Source organism: Gillisia lutea, assembly GCF_021568705.1.
In the GTDB taxonomy this organism is placed as follows: domain Bacteria; phylum Bacteroidota; class Bacteroidia; order Flavobacteriales; family Flavobacteriaceae; genus Gillisia; species Gillisia lutea.
This window is the reverse complement of the sequence record NZ_JAKGTH010000009.1, coordinates 33501-50891: the sequence shown is the minus strand read 5'-3', so window position 1 is coordinate 50891 and position 17391 is coordinate 33501. Positions and strand designations below refer to the sequence as shown.

Below are 17391 nucleotides of genomic sequence, written 5' to 3'. Positions count from 1 at the left end.
CTGAGTTGGTTTTTCTAGACATTCAAATGCCTGAAAAAAATGGTTTTGATCTAGGGTATAATTTATTATTTGAACTATTAAAGCGGTCACTTCTCTAATTTTATAAAACAGGTCAAGCCATGATCTATTCACATATATGGATTTTCTAAAATCCTGGATCGACTTCTTTCGGATTAAAGCAAAAAAGGCAATAAATCTGAAATCACTTTCTTATACATTATTACATCTTAAAAATTAGTGGTTAATTTTTTCAACTCTGCCCTGCTTTTTAGAAATTTCATCAGAACGTCTATCTGTTTCATTCGTGCTGAAAGAAATGAATTCTCACGATTATTGACTAAAAATAAAGAACTGTCACCAAGTTCAAATTTTCGCTGCTCGGCTTCCACAAGACTTTCATAATCTTCCGCCATTTTTTGAATTTTAGTGTTCTGTGAGCGATAACTGCTAATTTCCGACTGGAGTATTTTCAACTTATTGGAGATTTCCTGCCCGGCATTCAGTAATTCAAACCTGGAATTTTCAACTGCAAGCTTAGAAAGTTCCACTGCCCCGCGCTCCTTTCTCATAAAAACCGGAAGGCTTAGTTTAATTCCGAACTTGTAATCATCAACATTTAGACGCCGCCATTCTTCAGGTTCACTGGTTAGAAAATTATAGTTCAGGCTCAAGTCTGGAAGCAACTGATTAATTTTCAGTTTTCTATCCACTTCCTTTATTTCAACATTATATTCCAGGTATTGCAGCTTAGGATTATTCTGAATACCACTTGCAGCAAGTATTTCATCCTCAATCCAGAGTTGACTTATTTTTTCTAAAAGATTTTCCTCCGGGATCACTGAATTTTGAAGCTCCAGCGGAACATTATTTTCAGTCCACAGATAATTGGATAAATTAAATGTTGCTTTCGTCAGTTCTAATTCCGTTTGCTGAAACTGAAGCATCCTGCTCTCATAAGCTATATTTGCCTCGAGTGTGTCTACCGCGGCCTTATCCCCTGCCCTGAATTCGGTTTTTACAGAGGTTAACCTGAATTCCGCATTTTTCACAAAATCCTTATAAAACTCATATTTCTGATATGCCGCATACCAGGTAAAATAGGCAAGCGAAGCTTCATAAAGGATCTCTGCACTCATCAAATCCCTTTTAATTCTGGATTGATCACGATAGATCCTGGCCTGGCGAAGAGCAGCCATTCGCTTACTCATAAACAATCCATCGGTAAGATCCAGACTTACCCCTGCCGAATACAAGCCATCCTGTGGGACATTGTTCTGCGGATTCAGGTAATACCCTGAATTGAGCTCATATTTGGCTTTGAATTCGAGTCCGTAATACGTGGGGATTTTAAATGCTGAATTGAATATATTGTAATACTCAGTAGACTTATAATTCTTCTCTGAAAGATCTGCCTCTATTTTAGGATCAAAACTTCCCCTAGCTTTCAACAATTTAAAATCACCTTCATCCACCATTAATCCTGCCTGTTTTACCAGGGGATGATACTTTTTAACGATCGCCAGGTATTCATTAAATTCAAGACGCAGCGTGTCTTCTGCCTGCGCAAATAATGACGAAACCGAAAGAAAAAATATTAAAAAAGCAAGTTTTCTCATTTCCCGGTCTTATTATTGGTTGAAGATTCAGGCGTATAATAATTTGGAGGAAAGCCGTTTAACTGCCGCCATATCTCATACCAAATAGGTACATTTTCTAGCAAAGCCAGCGTTGAAGCTCCCGAGCCAATTTTTACTTCCCGGGGCCATTCATAATCCTCTTCATCAGGAGCAAGAAGTACGCGGTATTTTCCATTAGAACTTATAAAGTTTTCTATCGCCACGATCTCTGCACCAAAAGTACCGTAAGAACTATTTGGCCAGCCACTGAAAACAATTGCAGGCCACCCATCAAACTGTACTCTTACCTTTTCCCCCACATGCAGCAAAGGCATATCAATTGGGTCTACATAAGTCTCCACCGCCAGGTCATAATTTGATGGCATAATGCTCACCAGAGGTTCTCCCTCCTTAAAGCTTTCTCCAATTCCGGCTTTAATAGCCTTATTAATATAACCCGCTTGCGGTGCCCTGATATAATACATGCCCTGGCGTGTTTCATAATTGGAAAAGGAAGTCTCCAGTTTGCTGATGTCTACCTGCGTTTGATATAATGAACTTTCTGCTGAAGAGCGGTCACTTTGAATTTTTGATACTTTCTCACCATATTCAGCATCTATACGGTTAAGTTCTATTTCTGCATTTATGATCTCATTTCTGGAGGCCAGGAGCTTATTTTCCCCGGCAATTCTTTTAGCCTGAGCTTCCTGCAATTTTAACCTGGAATTCTCAAGGTCTGTAGTAGATCTTAATCCCTCGTTATGCAAAGTTTGTGCGCGGTTAAATTGTGAATTTGCAATTTCAAGGTTTGTTTTTGCCGCTTCAAGATCTATACTGTCGCTGCGAAATTTCAGCTTACTTTGCTGTAATTTATTTTCAGCCTGATTGATCTTTAATCGTTTCTCCTGCTGAATTGCTCCAATCTGACTTCCTAAAAAGTCAATTTTCTCCTCATAAGATTTTTTCGAATTCTCTTTTCCCCGGATCTGATCCCCCGTTCTATCAACAAGTTGTGGATCGAAATATTCACTCTTCACCTCTGAAATATGTAGAATGGTATCCCCTTTCTCTACAAATTGTCCTTCCTTAATATACCATTCTTCAATTCTTCCGGGAATTGGTGACTGCAGGGTTTGTGGCCGTTGATCTGGAGTAAGTGTGGTCACATAACCTTTACCGGCCACGGTTTGGGTCCACGGTAAAAACAGCATAATAAACAGGCTTACCCCAAATACGATCAGGAAGCGGTTAAAGTATTTTTGATTACGTTCATTGAAAACCTTCTTACCAGATTTATACTGAAGAAGATCCACTTTCTCATGCAAGCTATTTTTAGTGATGTTCAACATATCTTACTTCTCTGATTTAATTTTTCCTTTTTCAAGGATAATTACTCGGTTACAGTATTTTTCCCATTGAGCGTCCTTACTGGAAACAATTACCGTCCACTTATTTTCTTCACTGAAGAGAAAATCAATGATACTGGTTGCTTCATCATGATCTAACTGGTCCAGTGGTTCATTTAAAATTAAAACCGAAGGTCTTTTAACAATGCTGCGAGCCAGAATTATTTTTCTTGATACTGAATAGGGCATTTGAATACCTTCAGGATAGATCATTGTATTCAGACCTTTAGGTTGTTTTTTAACAAAGGAGGTGAGAAAAGTTTTTTCCAGGGCCCACTGAATATCCTGTTTAGAGATATTTTCATCGCCCATGCTAATATTTTCCAGAATGGTTCCTTCAAAGGGCGATTCTTCTGTTACCGACTGGCCTATCATCGACCGATAATGATTAAGATTTATACTATGCAGGGAAATATCATTCACATACACTTCCCCCACACTCGCCTGATTTAGCCCCGCGATAAGCTTTAGGAGGGTAGATTTTCCAGCGCCATTCAATCCTTTCAAAAGAATTCTATCTCCGTGCTCGATCTTAAGATCCAGGTTTTGGATAATCTTCTTGCCATCAAAGCCTTTATACTGAAGGCCGTTGAGTTCAATTGTCAATGGTTCTCCCATTTCAAATGGCTTTTCACCAGATTGATCTTCCAGTTCCTTATCTACAACCTGCCCCATTTTTTCCAGAGAGGTAAGTATGTCATAAAAAGATTCAAGTCCTAAAATGATCTTTTCTATTGAGGCAATTATTAAAAGAATAATAATCTCAGCGGCTACAAATTGCCCAATGTTCATTTGCTGATTAAGAACCAGCATACCTCCAATCGCTAATAGCCCTGCAGTAACCAGGACTTTAAAAATTATTAACTGTATAAACTGGATCTTCAACACCTGAAAATGGCCTTCCCTGGCATCGAGATAATCGCAAAGCATACGATCGTTTTTTTGAATGGCCAGGTTTGTTCTACCAGAAATTTTAAAACTAATGAGGGTTCTGGCAACTTCCTGGATCCAGTGTGCTATGCGGTATTTGTATTTAGATTCAGATATACTTGCTTCCAGCCCCTTTTTCCCGGTAATTTTAAAACCTATGTAAATAAGTACTACCAGTAAAATTCCGTAGATAATAAAAAAGGGATGATATAAGGAAAGTAGGATTAACCCGAAAAATACCTGGACCAGTGCCGCGGGAAAATCAATGATCACCTTTGACAGACCTTTCTGAATGGTAAGAACATCAAAGAACCTGTTTGCTAATTCCGGAGGATAGAAATTTCGTAGTTCATCGGTCTTGATTTTGGGAAACCTGTAAATAAATTCGAAAGAAGATCGCGTAAATATTTTTTGCTGAATATTTTCCAGGATACGTATTTGCATTAATTGTAAGATTCCAACAAAAGCGACCCCAAGTGTTACCAGGATCACCAGAACAAACCAACTGGTAGAAATCCTCGCTCCCTGCATAAGGTTAACAATTGCCTGTATCCCCAGAGGCACCGACAAACTAACCAGTCCCGCGAAAATTGCATAATAGAATATCTGAAGAAAGTCTTTTCGTTCCAGTTTTAATAATCCAAGAAATCGTTGAAAAGGGCTTAGTTTATTTTCCATCTTGAAAGTTTAAAAGATTTGCTACCATGTTTTCAAAGTACATCCCGGGTGAAACTTTACTGCTACAATCTGTAATACTCGAAAAATGCTTGCAAATAAAATGCTGGTTCAGGGAATCATTCACTATGGTAGTGGCCAGACTAAAAGGAAAATTATAATCAGCATCTACAGCATTAATCATTTCACTGATACGCTTCACCAGTCGCTTATATAGTAAAAAATGACCGTGCTGGTTTTCTTCATCTACATTTATCGTGAGATACGATTTTGAGCTTTCGTTAATAATAATATTGTTTAAAGCGACCTCATTAATATGTTCAAACCGCATATCTTCAACTACCGGCTGAGTAATCACTTTAATGCCTTCTATAAGTTTATCGTAGGACTTACTTATACCGTATGTGGAAAGTGTAAGCTGAAATTCCTTCCAACCCCAGTACCAATTGGTTATGTATACCAGAAATTTATGTTTGTTCTCAAAATACCTGTAAATAGAGCTTTCATTAGAAGCGATCCTTATTCCCAGTTTTTTAAAGGTGAATTTTTCAAATCCTACCTCATCAATTAAAAGAATTCCTTCCCCGATAATTTTCTTACCTAAGTCACTGGATTCAGGATCCTTAAGATATAATTCAGGGTTGATAGATATTTTAAAATTTTTATATAGCTCTTCCAAAATAATAAAATTTGAGGCTAAATTAATAGTATTACTATTACAATATGAAAGTTTAGCTGTTAATTAACGTCTGTTCAAGGGAAAAATTTTCAGAAGGTATTCTCTAGCTCTATTTTAAAACAAAAAGCCACCTTTTAGTAAGATGGCTAGTCATACAACTAATTTGAATTATGATTTGTTGCGTTAAGTTATTGAACACAGGTAATTAAATACTTATTTCAGAATCACCCCAACCTCAATTTTCTCCAGCAAATATGGGTTATAATTGATAAGGAGAATATCATTGTCTTTACTGAGTTTTTTCAGAATACCATACAATAGATCAATATCAGCCTAATGCAATCTTCTAAAACACAAGCTAAAATAGATTCCTTAATTAAATGTGGAGACAACTTAGCTAAAGCACCGGTTTTAGTCAAACCTCTAAAAAACACAATATCTTTCATAGCCATTTAATGAAACTCTTCAAATTTCCATTTCACAACTCCTAATTCTATATTCTTATATGTTTTAACCATTAAAGAAGCCGGAAAAATATTTGGAATTCCCACATTTAAACAAAGCTCATAACCTCCAAAGACCCCCTTCTTCTAAATGAACGGTATTTGCTTTTCTAATTTCATTTCTAAGCTTTTTAAATTGTACCAGTTAAAATAATTTCTAGCTTTTTCATCTTACTGATTTAGGAGATCAAAATGAGAACAGGTACCGACAAGAGATGTCGCTTTTAGCTAAATTCGGATAGTCAATGTTGAAAAGTCGGAAAGATGTGAGGAAAGAAGGTTTCTAAAAACAGAAAACCCTCTAAATCATAAAGATAAAGAGGGTTTTTGTACTCGGAGCGGGACTTGAACCCGCACGACCGTTGCTGATCATTGGATTTTAAGTCCAACGTGTCTACCAATTCCACCATCCGAGCGTGGATTTTTATATAGTGCGAAAATTTTCTTTTCGCCACTTTCAGAGCGAAAAACGGGATTCGAACCCGCGACCTCCACCTTGGCAAGGTGGCGCTCTACCAACTGAGCTATTTTCGCGATTTGTATGAACGTACTCTCAATTTCCCTGAGAGCGCAATGCCTTATGGCGTATTGCGGTTGCAAATTTAAAACAATTCTTAATATACCAAAGACTTTTCTGAAAAAATATTCGCTTTAGGCCTTTATTTTTTGCTTGCTCACAAGCATTCTTTTAATCTCGTTCAACTTCATTAAAGCCTCAACAGGCGTAAGTGTATCGATATCAATATGTAACAATTCTTCTTTCAATTCTGCCAGCAAAGGATCGTCCAGATTAAAAAAACTTAGCTGCATCTCATTTTCTGCCGAATTCTTTAAAATTTCACCTGAATCTTCCATTTGATGAGATTTTTCCAACTTCTTCAATATCTTATTCGCTCTATGAATCACCTGCTGTGGCATTCCTGCCATTTTAGCTACATGTATCCCGAAACTATGTGCACTCCCTCCCGGTACAAGTTTTCTCAAGAAAAGTACAGTATCTTTCAACTCCTTAACAGAGACATTATGATTTTGAATCCTCTTAAAGGTCTCGCCCATCTCATTGAGTTCATGATAGTGCGTGGCAAATAAGGTTTTAGGGTGCGAAGGATGCTCGTGTAAATATTCAGTTATTGCCCATGCAATAGAAATTCCATCATACGTACTTGTCCCTCTACCAATCTCATCTAACAATACTAAGCTTCTATCGGAGATATTATTCAAGATGCTGGCAGTCTCATTCATCTCTACCATAAATGTAGATTCCCCCATAGATATATTGTCACTTGCCCCTACTCTAGTAAAGATCTTATCTACCAATCCAATTTTAGCAGATTGGGCTGGCACAAAACTTCCCATTTGGGCCAGTAAGACGATAAGAGCGGTTTGCCTTAAAATAGCCGACTTACCACTCATATTCGGCCCTGTGATCATGATGATTTGCTGCGTAGTGGTATCTAAAAATACATTATTGGTAACATAGCTTTCTCCTATAGGTAGCTGTTTTTCAATAACTGGATGCCTACCTTCCTTTATATCTAATTCAAAACTGTCGTCTATATCCGGTTGGATATAATTCTCACTAATAGCATGTGTCGCAAAAGAGCATAGACAATCTAACTGACCTATAAGTCTTGCATTTTGCTGTACCGGCTGAATATAGTCTGCCAACCAGCTTACCAATTTCCCAAAGATTTCCTGCTCCAACTGCAAGATCTTCTCTTCCGCGCCAAGTATCTTTGCTTCGTATTCCTTTAGTTCCTCTGTAATATAACGCTCAGCATTCACCAAGGTCTGCTTACGTATCCACTCCTCAGGCACTTTATCTTTATGGCTGTTTCTAACTTCTATATAATACCCATATACATTATTACTTCCTATTTTCAAAGACGTAATGCCGGTAGCCTGAGTTTCCCGCTCCAACATTCCATTTAAATAATCCTTTCCAGAAAAAGCGATATCCCGAAGTTCATCCAGTTCGGTATTAACTCCTCGAGCAATCGTATTTCCCTTTACAATATTAACCGGAGCATCTTCATGCAAGGTTGCTTTAATTTTAGTGCGCAAGACCTCACAATCCTGAAGTTGATCCCCAATAACCTTTAAAGCTTCGTCTTTACTTTTTATTGCAAGCGCTTTTATAGGTACAATTGCTTCCAACGAATTATTTAAATGAAGTACTTCTCTCGGACAGATCTTTCCGGTAGCTACTTTAGAAATAAGTCGCTCAAGATCGCTTATTCGCTTTATATTTTTCTGAATACTTTCTAGCTCTGCTCCATTCTCTATAAGATAGGAAACTACCTGATGTCTGCTACGTATCTTCTCGGCATTTTTTAAAGGCAAGGCCAGCCAACGCTTCAACATTCTTCCTCCCATGGGAGATATAGTTTGATCTATTACATCCAGAAGGGTAACGGCATTTTGAGCTGTAGAATGATATAATTCTAAATTTCTGATGGTAAACCTGTCCATCCATACATATTCCTCTTCAGCAATTCTATTGATAGATGTAATATGCTGTAGTTTATTATGCCGGGTTTCTCCTAAATAATACAGAATAGCTCCCGATGCAATTATTCCTTCAGCCAAGTGCTCTACACCAAAACCTTTTAAAGATTTCGTTTGAAAATGTTCATTTAAAGATTCATAGGCATAATCCATTTTAAAGATCCAATCTTCCAGATAAAAACAATGAAAACTATCTCCAAATGTTTTAGTGAAATCCTTTTTATGATTCTTTTGAACCAAGACCTCACTAGGACTAAAATTTTGAAGCAGCTTATCTATATATTCTGCCGGGCCCTGAGCTGTAAGAAATTCGCCTGTAGAAACATCCAGAAAGGAAATCCCCATGATCTTCTTGCCATAATGCACAGCACATAAGAAATTGTTGGTCTTGCTATTTAAAACCTCATCGTTCATCGCTACACCCGGCGTTACCAACTCAGTGACCCCACGTTTCACGATGGTCTTGGTAAGTTTAGGATCTTCTAACTGATCGCAAATTGCAACTCTTAAACCTGCCTTAACCAGCTTAGGTAAATAGGTGTTTAAGGCATGATGGGGAAAACCGGCTAATGCGGTCTCTACTTCAGTTCCACTTCCTCTTTTGGTAAGAACAATATTTAATATCCTGGTAGTTTTTACGGCATCTTCCCCAAAAGTTTCATAAAAATCTCCAATTCTAAATAAAAGCAGTGCATCCGGATATTTCTCCTTGATACTGTTGTACTGCTTCATTAATGGGGTGGTTTGCTTTGCTTTTTTGGCTGCCAAAATTTCGAGATTTTAATTATGGCTAAAATACTTATTCCTACCTCTTTTTTAAAATTAAAGCAACTTCATTTATTCACATGTTTTTTCGCCGTCTAAAAAATGTACCATTCCCTTCCACTTAAAAAAAAATTCATCTTAAAGTTAACCGAAATGTTAATAGCAGCCTTTTAATGTTATGTAAACATCAATAAACAAGAACAATACGCTAAAAAAAAGAGAATTAAAACTACCGCTTATCTTTTGAATATGTTTTTTAATATTATTTTTGCAAATAATTAACATTTTAGCAACACAACCTTAAAAACAACAAATTTTACCGATGAAATCTAACCTTTTACTCTATTTAACTGCATTTTTTCTATCGTTGCCCGTATTTGCACAGGTAACCACCGCAGAAATGAGCGGAGTTGTACATTACGACCAAAATGTACCACTTCCAGGCGCTAATATCAGTGCTGTACACACTCCTACCGGAACAACATATGGAGTAGTTACCAACTTTGATGGACGATTCAACTTATTAAACCTTAGAATTGGAGGTCCCTATACAGTAACTATTACTTATGTGGGGTTTAAAAATTACGTTTTAAACGACATTAACCTTAGCCTAGGTCAAACTTTCAATATTGAGGTAAATATGGTTTCTGACGCTACCGAATTGGATGCAGTTGTTATATCAAGTGCCAAAAACACTGTAATAAACAGCGATAGAACTGGAGCCGAAACAAATATTGGTAGTAGAGAATTAAAAGCACTTCCCACCATTTCCAGATCGGCAGCCGATTTTTACCGATTAGAACCTACTGCTTCCAGTAATGGATCGTTTGGAGGTCGAAACGACCAGTTCAACAACTTCAGCTTAGATGGTTCTATTTTCAACAATCCATTTGGTTTAGATGCTGCTACTCCAGGAGGGCAGACTAACGCACAGCCGGTATCCTTAGATGCTATCGATCAAATTCAAGTATCTACCGCTCCTTACGATGTTACTCAGGCAGGTTTCACAGGAGCATCTGTAAATGCCGTAACCAAGAGTGGAACCAACGACTGGAAAGGAACTGTTTATGGTTTTTACCGAAATGAACAAATGACCGGAGATAAAGTTGCCGGAGACGATATTATTGTACCAGATCTTACTCAGGCTCAATATGGGTTTAGCGTAGGAGGACCGATCATTGAAAATAAACTTTTTGTTTTTGCCAATTTTGAAAAAGACGATCGTGAAGATTTGGGATCTAACTTTTTAGCTTCAAGACCGGGACTTACAGGAGCCAATGTTTCCCGTGTTTCTGCAGAAGATCTAGATTATGTTTCTAGCCAGTTGTCTTCTTTAGGATATGAAACAGGACCATACGAAGGCTACACACATATTACAGAATCTACCAAAGGTCTTTTAAAACTGGATTGGAACATAAGCACCAATCATAGAATGGCCTTTATCTACAATTTCCTTGATGCATCCAGAGAAGTTCCTGCAAATCCCGAAGCTATTGGGCGAAGAGGACCCGATCTAACTACGCTTCAGTTCAAGAATTCTGGATATAGAATCAATAACAAGATTAACTCTTTCTTAGTAGAATTAAACTCCAATTTTGCCGATAATATTTCCAATAAATTCCAAGCGGGTTATACGTTTTTCGACGATAGTAGAGATCCTTTCTCTGCACCAGCACCTCCCATCAATATTTTGCAAGATGGGGTAAGAGCAATTGTTGCGGGTCACGAACCTTTTTCTATCAATAACAGATTAGAGCAGAGTGTATATCAAATAACTAATAATCTTAATATTATTACTGGTAACCACACTATTACCTTAGGTGGTAGTTTCGAGAAATTCATGTTCGATAACTCCTTCAACTTAGGTTTATATGACTATGCCGGAGATGCGGAAGCAGGAACGGGGCCTGTAAGTACTTTTTTTGATGCTTTTACAAGCGTAAGAACAAATCCATCTAACCCGGGTGGAAGTTTCGAGGAAGCTGTAAATAACGGAACTATTGCTGCAGCTTTAGCCAATGCACAAAACATCTACAATACTAATAATGCTAATAGTACTTGGGCTTTAGCTGAAACCAATGTAGGTCAGTTAGCTTTCTACGGGCAAGATAAATGGAAGATGAATGACCAGTTCACTTTTACTTACGGACTGCGGGTAGATCAGCCTTTATATTTTGACACTAAAGATAAGATCGCACAAAATATTGAACGTTCAGCAGGAGGAACCTATCCTGATGGAAATTACCAACCGGAGATTACCTACTATGACGAGAATGGAGCCACTGTAAAACTGAACAGTCTAGATCTTCCTTCTAAAAAACTATTATTCTCTCCAAGGTTGGGTTTCAATTACGATGTTAAAGGAGACAAAACACTTCAACTACGTGGAGGGACAGGTATATTTACGGGTCGTTTACCTTTTGTATGGATTGGAAATCAGGTTGCGAATCCTAACTTTTTCTTTTACACAACTTCTTCTCCCGACTTTAAATACCCACAGGTATGGAGAAACAGCTTAGGTTTAGATTACAAATTCAAAAATGGAATTCTTGCCTCTACCGATGTTATTTACACAAGAGATGTAAACGCACAAATAGTGAGAAATTATGGATTAGCTACTCCATCGGGAACACTTAATGGAGCCGATAGCAGAGCTATCTACTTGAATTCAGACAGGGCTACCAATGAGTTTGGAGGTGTTACCAATGCATATGTGTTTAGCAATACCAATGTTGGATATTCTTTCAACTGGTCTTTCAAACTTCAGAAAACATTCGATAATGGATTATTTGCAAGTATTGCTTACAATTATCTAGAAGCTGAAGATGCCAGTTCCTTAGATGCTGAAATTTCAAGTGATGCATACGATAGAAATCCTGCAATTGGAAACGTGAACAAAGCGGTAAGCTCAAATTCAAGATATGGTGATAAACACCGTATTGTTGGGCAATTGAATAAAGGTTTCAGTTATGGAAAGCGTAAGCAATGGAGAACTTCTATTGGAGCTTTCTATGAATATGCGCAGGGAGGAAGATTTTCTTATACTTATTCTGGAGACATCAACAATGATGGTTCCGGTTTAAATGATCTTATTTATATTCCTACACAAGCAGATCTGGAAACCTACCAATTCAGCGGAACGACACAGGAACAGGAAGCTCAAAGAGCTGTTTTCAACTCTTACATTCAGCAAGATGATTATTTAAAAGACCGTAGAGGTGAATATGCTGAAAAATATGCAGCTTTAAGCCCCTGGAAAGGAAGATGGGATGTGAAAATACTTCAGGACTATGATATTTTAATCGGCGAAAAGACCAATACCATTCAATTAAGTTTAGATATACTTAATTTCGGAAATCTATTGAATTCCGATTGGGGAGTTATTGAAAATCCGGTGAACGATCAGCCAATTGGAGTTACAGTAGATGAAACAAATACCCCTACCTACAGTTTTGATCAATCTCAAACCAGAACATTTGCTAAAGATTTCAGTTTAGATTCGAGATGGCAGGCGCAAGTTGGAGTGCGTTATATCTTCTAAACTCTATAATTCAAACGAAAAAAGCAGCTCTAATTGAGCTGCTTTTTTTTATGGATTAATCTTCAAAATACCTTAATAGAAATTTAGAATTTCTTATCATATTTTTTAAAACCCGTAATGCTTATACCAATTCCCAGACCAAGCAGTATAGCAGGAATGAAGCTGTACTTTTCATCATCTAAAAAATAAATTCCTGCAGCTCCAATAATTACAAGAATTATTCCTGTTGCCATACTTTTCTTTGTTCTCATGATTCTTTATTTAATAATTTCTGAAAACGCTCAAGATACTTAGAAATATGCACTCCGTCCATAAAACCATGATGTGCGTTTATAGCTACAGCCATATACCATTTATCGTCTCTAAGGAAAGCTTTTCCAAAAGTGATCTTAGGAACTGTATCAACCCTGTGAAAATGCCTGGCATGCGTTAACCCGGTAAACTTACTCCATGGAATTGATGAGTAATGAATTACATCATTTCGAGCTGCATTTGCATCTACTCCCAAACCCGATATACTTTTCACTCTCTTTATTTCAGCTTGCAACGAGGCATTGAACTTCTTAAAATCTTTATTGAATTCAGTAAAAGAAAATCCAAATGATTCATCTTCCCTCCCAATAGTGGCAGAAGCGTGTATAGTATCAAAAACCACCACTTCACCATCTTCCATTCTATATCTGAATTCCTCTATTTCATTAACCGCGCTTATAGACTGGTGTAAATAATATGAGAAAAAGGAAACTCCAGATTCTTTAGCCGATTTCATGGCTTTTGTACATTCTATTTCTGAAACTATTCCGAAGAAAGGCTCATCATATTCCGAAAAAAAATTGAAATACTCTTTGCGTTTCCACTTGTCTATATTAATAACTTTCATAAAATCCATAAATTCTTTGGATCAACAAAATTAGATTTTTTAGCACGTTTTAGGTAGTTAGAAAATGATTTCTTTCAAATTTTGTCGAACTTTAAAAGAACTAAACTTCCCTGACTTAGCAGCCATTCTTTAATTTATATTGAAAACCTCTTTCAAGTGCTCTTTATATGATTCTATTTCTCTGGGTACATCTGCATTCTTTTCAATATCATGAAAATGAAGTGGCTTTAAAGGAACCATTCCTATAAAGGCGTTCATTCTATGAAAACCAAACAATGCACCATTATCTACACTCGTTTCATTAAAAAATTCTCCGGGTAACGTAAAAGCAGTCTTTGGAGCGTTCCAAGAAGTGGTTAACATATATTGCTTTCCTTTTAACATCCCTCCCGTCCCGTAGTTGATCTCCGGATTTTTGGAGGTTCTACCATCACTATGATAAATACCATTATTATGGCCTTCTGTAAAAACCACATCTATATATTTTTTAAAGCCATGAGGCAACTGAAACCACCATACAGGAGTATGGTAGATAACCACATCAGCCCAAGCATATTTTTCTACTTCCTCTTTAACATTATACTCATTATTAATGTTGGTGGTTTTCACTTCAAAACCTTCATGTTCTTTAAAAAAATTCTCTGAAACATTCGCTATTGTTTCATTAAATCTACCGCCAGAATGACCAAATTTCTGCCCGCCATTTATTATAAATATCTTCTTCATATTATTATCATTTAAATTCTCCACAAAAATAGAGTAGCTGAACCCATCATCAAAATTATATAAATCATACCTTTGTATTATAATTATAATAGATAAAAGCATGGTTAATTTAGAATGGTTTCGAACTTTTAAGGCCATTTATAAGACTGGAACACTCACGGGTGCGGCTAAAGCCTTATTCATTTCTCAGCCGGGAGTAAGTCTTCATTTAAATTCTTTAGAAAGCTATGTGGGTTATCAACTTTTTGAACGTACGGGTAGAAAGATGATTCCAACGGAAAAAGGAAAGGTCTTTTATAATTTTATAGTAGAACCTTTAAAAAAGCTTGAAGAAGCGGAGAAGAACTTTCAAAAAAGCACCGTTAAGGAACTTCCAACCATAAGCGTGGGAATGTGCTTTGAAACTTTTCAAATCACTTTGGAACAATATATTTCATCGCTACCCTTTAATGTAATAATCCGTTTTGGAGAATATCCAGAGATGCTCTCTAACTTAGATAAAGGTATCTTAGATCTAATTATAACTCCGCAAAAAGGAACTTCAGCAAGTATAGAGTATGAAGCTTTTTCTTCTGAAACAATTGTTCTGGCTGGAGGAGGAGATATTGATGAGAATACATTTAAAAAATTGCTCAAAAAAGGTGATACAGCGGTTTTAGAAATCTGGATAAAAAAACAAAAATGGTACGGCACTACGGGCGATATGGAGCATCTCTTCAGGTTTTGGCAACTTAACTTCAATAAAAACCCTGATTTCAGACCCAATTATATTGTTCCCAATTTAAATTCGATTGTAAGATGCCTCTCTGGAGGAACCGGTCTTGCTGTTATCCCCGATTTTTTATTTAAAGATGAAGTGGAGAAGGATAAGATAAAAGTTTTATGGGAAGGATCTCCTAAATTAGTAAACACTTTATATTTTGGAAACAGAAAAAAAACGGAATACAACAATGAAATAGACCTCATCAAAGAACTTTTCAGAAAAGTGATGAAGCCTATACAGCTGTGATGTTTGAGATTAAATCTGGAATAACAATATTCTTAATTTACTTTCTTATAGTAAAATTAAAAGCTGAACCCTCTCCTACTTTAGAATTTACCTGGATCTCTCCCCCTAGTTTTTCTACAATTTTTTTTACAGTAGAAAGTCCTATCCCGCTTCCGTAATTTTGGAATCTATCAATTTTACCAAGAGTGGTGAAGGTTTCAAATATTTTATCGAATTCGGTTGGATCTATACCTATCCCATTGTCTTCTATTGAAAAGTTATAAAAACCATTGTCTTCAGAAACCTTGATCCAAATTATTACTTCGGGCTTATCGTTATATTTTATTGCGTTACTTAAAATATTGAGTAGGATTTGCTTGAGCGCTATAGAATTAATAAAGCATAGTTCACAGTCGAGATCAGTGTAAATTTTACATTCTCTGGCAGGATCAACCAACAATATTAACTCATCTATAAAAGACGCCATGGTTAGCTGGTTTACCTCAGTATTAGGGGCGTTAACTCCACGGTAATGCTTTATAATACCGTCAATAAACCCTTTAAGATGAATGGTTGAATTTTCAATATTATTAATGATGAATCTTCTCTCCTGTTCATTTACTTCCTGCTGATTGCTTAAGATATTGGTGAGCGAAATAATTTTATTTAAGGGCGATTTGATATCATGAGAAACCATATATGCGAATTTTTCCAATTCTACATTTCGCTTCTCTAACTCCTGTTTACTTTCGAATAAAAGATGGTTCGCTTTCTTAAGCTCCAAAAGTTTCACGACCTGTTTTGAAAGAGACTCTAAGGAGTTTAATTGAGATTGACTTAATTTTCTAGGTTCATTATCAATAACACAAATAGTTCCTAAAGAAAATCCTTCATTGGTACGCAGTGGCACCCCTGCATAAAATACAATATGCGGCTCTCCGGTTACCAGCGGGTTATTACTGAATCGACTATCCAATCTAGAATCAGGAACTATCATAATTGTGTCCTTTTCGTTTATAGCATAAGAGCAAAAGGAGAAGTGACGCGGAGTTTGGTTTATATTTAATCCCCTATGAGATTTAAACCATTGCCTGTTCTCATCTACTAAAGAAATAAGAGAAATAGGAGTTTGGCATATTTCGGAAGCTATCTTGGTGATATCTTCAAAATCCTGTTCCGGTAAGGTGTCTAAAATGGAATATGTTTTTAAAGCCTTTAGTCTGTCATTTTCATTCAGGGTAACATCTGCTATCTTCATAAACATTTGGGGTAGGGTTCGATACTATCGCACAAATATTAGCTTTTTACTCTTACTTGACATTCTAATTAGCAGAACTTTATGTATTTTTTTAATGTTTTCATTCCGCAATCCAAGTTTATTATGGCAGAGGAATGTTAATTCTATAATACAAAAGTGAAAGAAGTGCGATATTATGATACAGGTGTAAATCTTACCCCATACTTACTCCAAATAAATAACCTATCAAGGCGGTAATTCCCATAGCAACCGTTCCCCAGAACGTGATGCGGATAATCCCTTTTTTAATACTCGACCCCCCGGTTCTTGCAGCCACTACGCCAAGCACAATTAAAAACAATAACGCAAAGAAATATTGAAGATAAACCATAGGCTTTACGGCTGCAAACATGGCGACCAGTAAGGGTAAAGCTCCTCCAAACACAAAGGCTGCGCCAGAGGCAAGTGCGGCCTCCAAAGGCTTTGCCTGAGTAATCTCATTAATACCAAGCTCATCCCGGGCGTGAGCTTCCAGGGCATTATGAGCGGTTAATTGTTTAGCTACATTCAAAGCCAATTCTTTATCCAGCCCTCTCTTCTCATATATTTCAGCCAGTTCCTGTAATTCTGCTTCGGGCATTTCTTGTAATTCTAACTTCTCCCGTTCCAGGTCTGAGCTTTCCAAATCGGCTTGCGAGCTTACCGAGACGTATTCTCCGGCAGCCATAGATAATGCTCCTGCAACCAATCCTGCCAGACCTGCAAGCACAATGGGATCTCTTGAATTACTGGCGGCTGCAACCCCTATTATAATACTGGCGGTAGACAATATACCATCGTTAGCCCCTAAAATGGCTGCTCTTAACCAGTTGCTTCTTATAACGTAATGTTTTTCCGCTTCCAACAGTTTTGAATATTAGCGCTGACTAAATAGACA

12 protein-coding genes and 2 tRNA genes are annotated in these 17391 nt (G+C 37.0%); 2 read left to right on the top strand and 12 right to left on the bottom strand.

The features are described 5' to 3' along the window. Positions 1–227: 227 nt before the first annotated feature. From L1I30_RS09650 to mutS, 7 genes are all read right to left on the bottom strand, one after another. A complete protein-coding gene (locus tag L1I30_RS09650; RefSeq protein ID WP_236134079.1) occupies positions 228–1616 on the bottom strand; it encodes a TolC family protein in 1389 nt (462 codons plus the stop codon). Next, positions 1613–2965 carry an HlyD family secretion protein gene (locus tag L1I30_RS09645; protein ID WP_236134078.1) on the bottom strand — a complete coding sequence of 451 codons (1353 nt, stop codon included), beginning with the start codon at positions 2963–2965 and terminating at the stop codon, positions 1613–1615. Before L1I30_RS09645 ends, L1I30_RS09650 begins: the two co-directional genes overlap by 4 nt. Before the next feature lie 3 nt (positions 2966–2968). After that, a complete protein-coding gene (locus tag L1I30_RS09640; RefSeq protein WP_236134077.1) occupies positions 2969–4630 on the bottom strand; it encodes a peptidase domain-containing ABC transporter in 1662 nt (553 codons plus the stop codon). After that, positions 4620–5306, bottom strand: a complete 687-nt coding sequence (locus L1I30_RS09635; protein WP_236134076.1) for a TetR/AcrR family transcriptional regulator — start codon at positions 5304–5306, stop codon at positions 4620–4622. The genes L1I30_RS09640 and L1I30_RS09635 overlap by 11 nt, the downstream gene beginning before the upstream one ends. An 833-nt stretch (positions 5307–6139) precedes the next feature. After that, a tRNA-Leu gene (locus L1I30_RS09630) sits at positions 6140–6225 on the bottom strand. 45 nt (positions 6226–6270) lie between these two features. Then, a tRNA-Gly gene (locus L1I30_RS09625) sits at positions 6271–6343 on the bottom strand. A 117-nt stretch (positions 6344–6460) separates the two neighbouring features. After that, complete coding sequence (gene mutS, locus L1I30_RS09620) at positions 6461–9085, bottom strand: DNA mismatch repair protein MutS (protein WP_236134075.1); 2625 nt, start codon at positions 9083–9085, stop codon at positions 6461–6463. 319 nt (positions 9086–9404) lie between these two features. On the opposite strand from mutS, the gene L1I30_RS09615 reads away from it, so the two are divergent. Further along, a complete protein-coding gene (locus tag L1I30_RS09615; protein ID WP_236134074.1) occupies positions 9405–12623 on the top strand; it encodes a TonB-dependent receptor in 3219 nt (1072 codons plus the stop codon). 83 nt (positions 12624–12706) lie between these two features. Here the strand turns inward: L1I30_RS09615 and L1I30_RS09610 are convergent, their stop codons facing one another. From L1I30_RS09610 to L1I30_RS09600, 3 genes are all read right to left on the bottom strand, one after another. Further along, positions 12707–12874: a hypothetical protein gene (locus tag L1I30_RS09610; protein ID WP_236134073.1), complete on the bottom strand. Its 168-nt coding sequence runs from the start codon at positions 12872–12874 to the stop codon at positions 12707–12709. Then, positions 12871–13503, bottom strand: coding sequence for a chloramphenicol acetyltransferase (locus L1I30_RS09605; protein ID WP_236134072.1), 633 nt, complete (start codon positions 13501–13503; stop codon positions 12871–12873). The genes L1I30_RS09610 and L1I30_RS09605 overlap by 4 nt, the downstream gene beginning before the upstream one ends. A gap of 129 nt (positions 13504–13632) precedes the next feature. After that, positions 13633–14229, bottom strand: coding sequence for an NAD(P)H-dependent oxidoreductase (locus L1I30_RS09600; protein ID WP_236134071.1), 597 nt, complete (start codon positions 14227–14229; stop codon positions 13633–13635). A gap of 100 nt (positions 14230–14329) precedes the next feature. On the opposite strand from L1I30_RS09600, the gene L1I30_RS09595 reads away from it, so the two are divergent. Beyond that, positions 14330–15238, top strand: a complete 909-nt coding sequence (locus L1I30_RS09595) for a LysR family transcriptional regulator (protein ID WP_236134070.1) — start codon at positions 14330–14332, stop codon at positions 15236–15238. 37 nt (positions 15239–15275) lie between these two features. On the opposite strand, the gene L1I30_RS09590 is transcribed toward L1I30_RS09595, so the two are convergent. Both L1I30_RS09590 and L1I30_RS09585 read right to left on the bottom strand, forming a co-directional pair. Next, on the bottom strand, positions 15276–16475 hold the full coding sequence (locus L1I30_RS09590; protein WP_236134069.1) for a sensor histidine kinase: 1200 nt from the start codon (positions 16473–16475) through the stop codon (positions 15276–15278). A 193-nt stretch (positions 16476–16668) separates the two neighbouring features. Then, positions 16669–17358, bottom strand: a complete 690-nt coding sequence (locus L1I30_RS09585) for a VIT1/CCC1 transporter family protein (RefSeq protein WP_236134068.1) — start codon at positions 17356–17358, stop codon at positions 16669–16671. Positions 17359–17391 lie beyond the last annotated feature (33 nt).

Excerpts from the sequence above, each read along its gene's own strand:
- L1I30_RS09650 (WP_236134079.1), bottom strand. The coding sequence starts at position 1,616 with ATGAGAAAACTTGCTTTTTTAATATTTTTTCTTTCGGTTTCGTCATTA.
- L1I30_RS09595 (WP_236134070.1), top strand. The coding sequence starts at position 14,330 with ATGGTTAATTTAGAATGGTTTCGAACTTTTAAGGCCATTTATAAGACT.
- L1I30_RS09640 (WP_236134077.1), bottom strand. The coding sequence starts at position 4,630 with ATGGAAAATAAACTAAGCCCTTTTCAACGATTTCTTGGATTATTAAAA.
- L1I30_RS09590 (WP_236134069.1), bottom strand. The coding sequence starts at position 16,475 with ATGAAGATAGCAGATGTTACCCTGAATGAAAATGACAGACTAAAGGCT.
- L1I30_RS09600 (WP_236134071.1), bottom strand. The coding sequence starts at position 14,229 with ATGAAGAAGATATTTATAATAAATGGCGGGCAGAAATTTGGTCATTCT.
- L1I30_RS09610 (WP_236134073.1), bottom strand. The coding sequence starts at position 12,874 with ATGAGAACAAAGAAAAGTATGGCAACAGGAATAATTCTTGTAATTATT.
- L1I30_RS09615 (WP_236134074.1), top strand. The coding sequence starts at position 9,405 with ATGAAATCTAACCTTTTACTCTATTTAACTGCATTTTTTCTATCGTTG.
- L1I30_RS09645 (WP_236134078.1), bottom strand. The coding sequence starts at position 2,965 with ATGTTGAACATCACTAAAAATAGCTTGCATGAGAAAGTGGATCTTCTT.
- L1I30_RS09605 (WP_236134072.1), bottom strand. The coding sequence starts at position 13,503 with ATGAAAGTTATTAATATAGACAAGTGGAAACGCAAAGAGTATTTCAAT.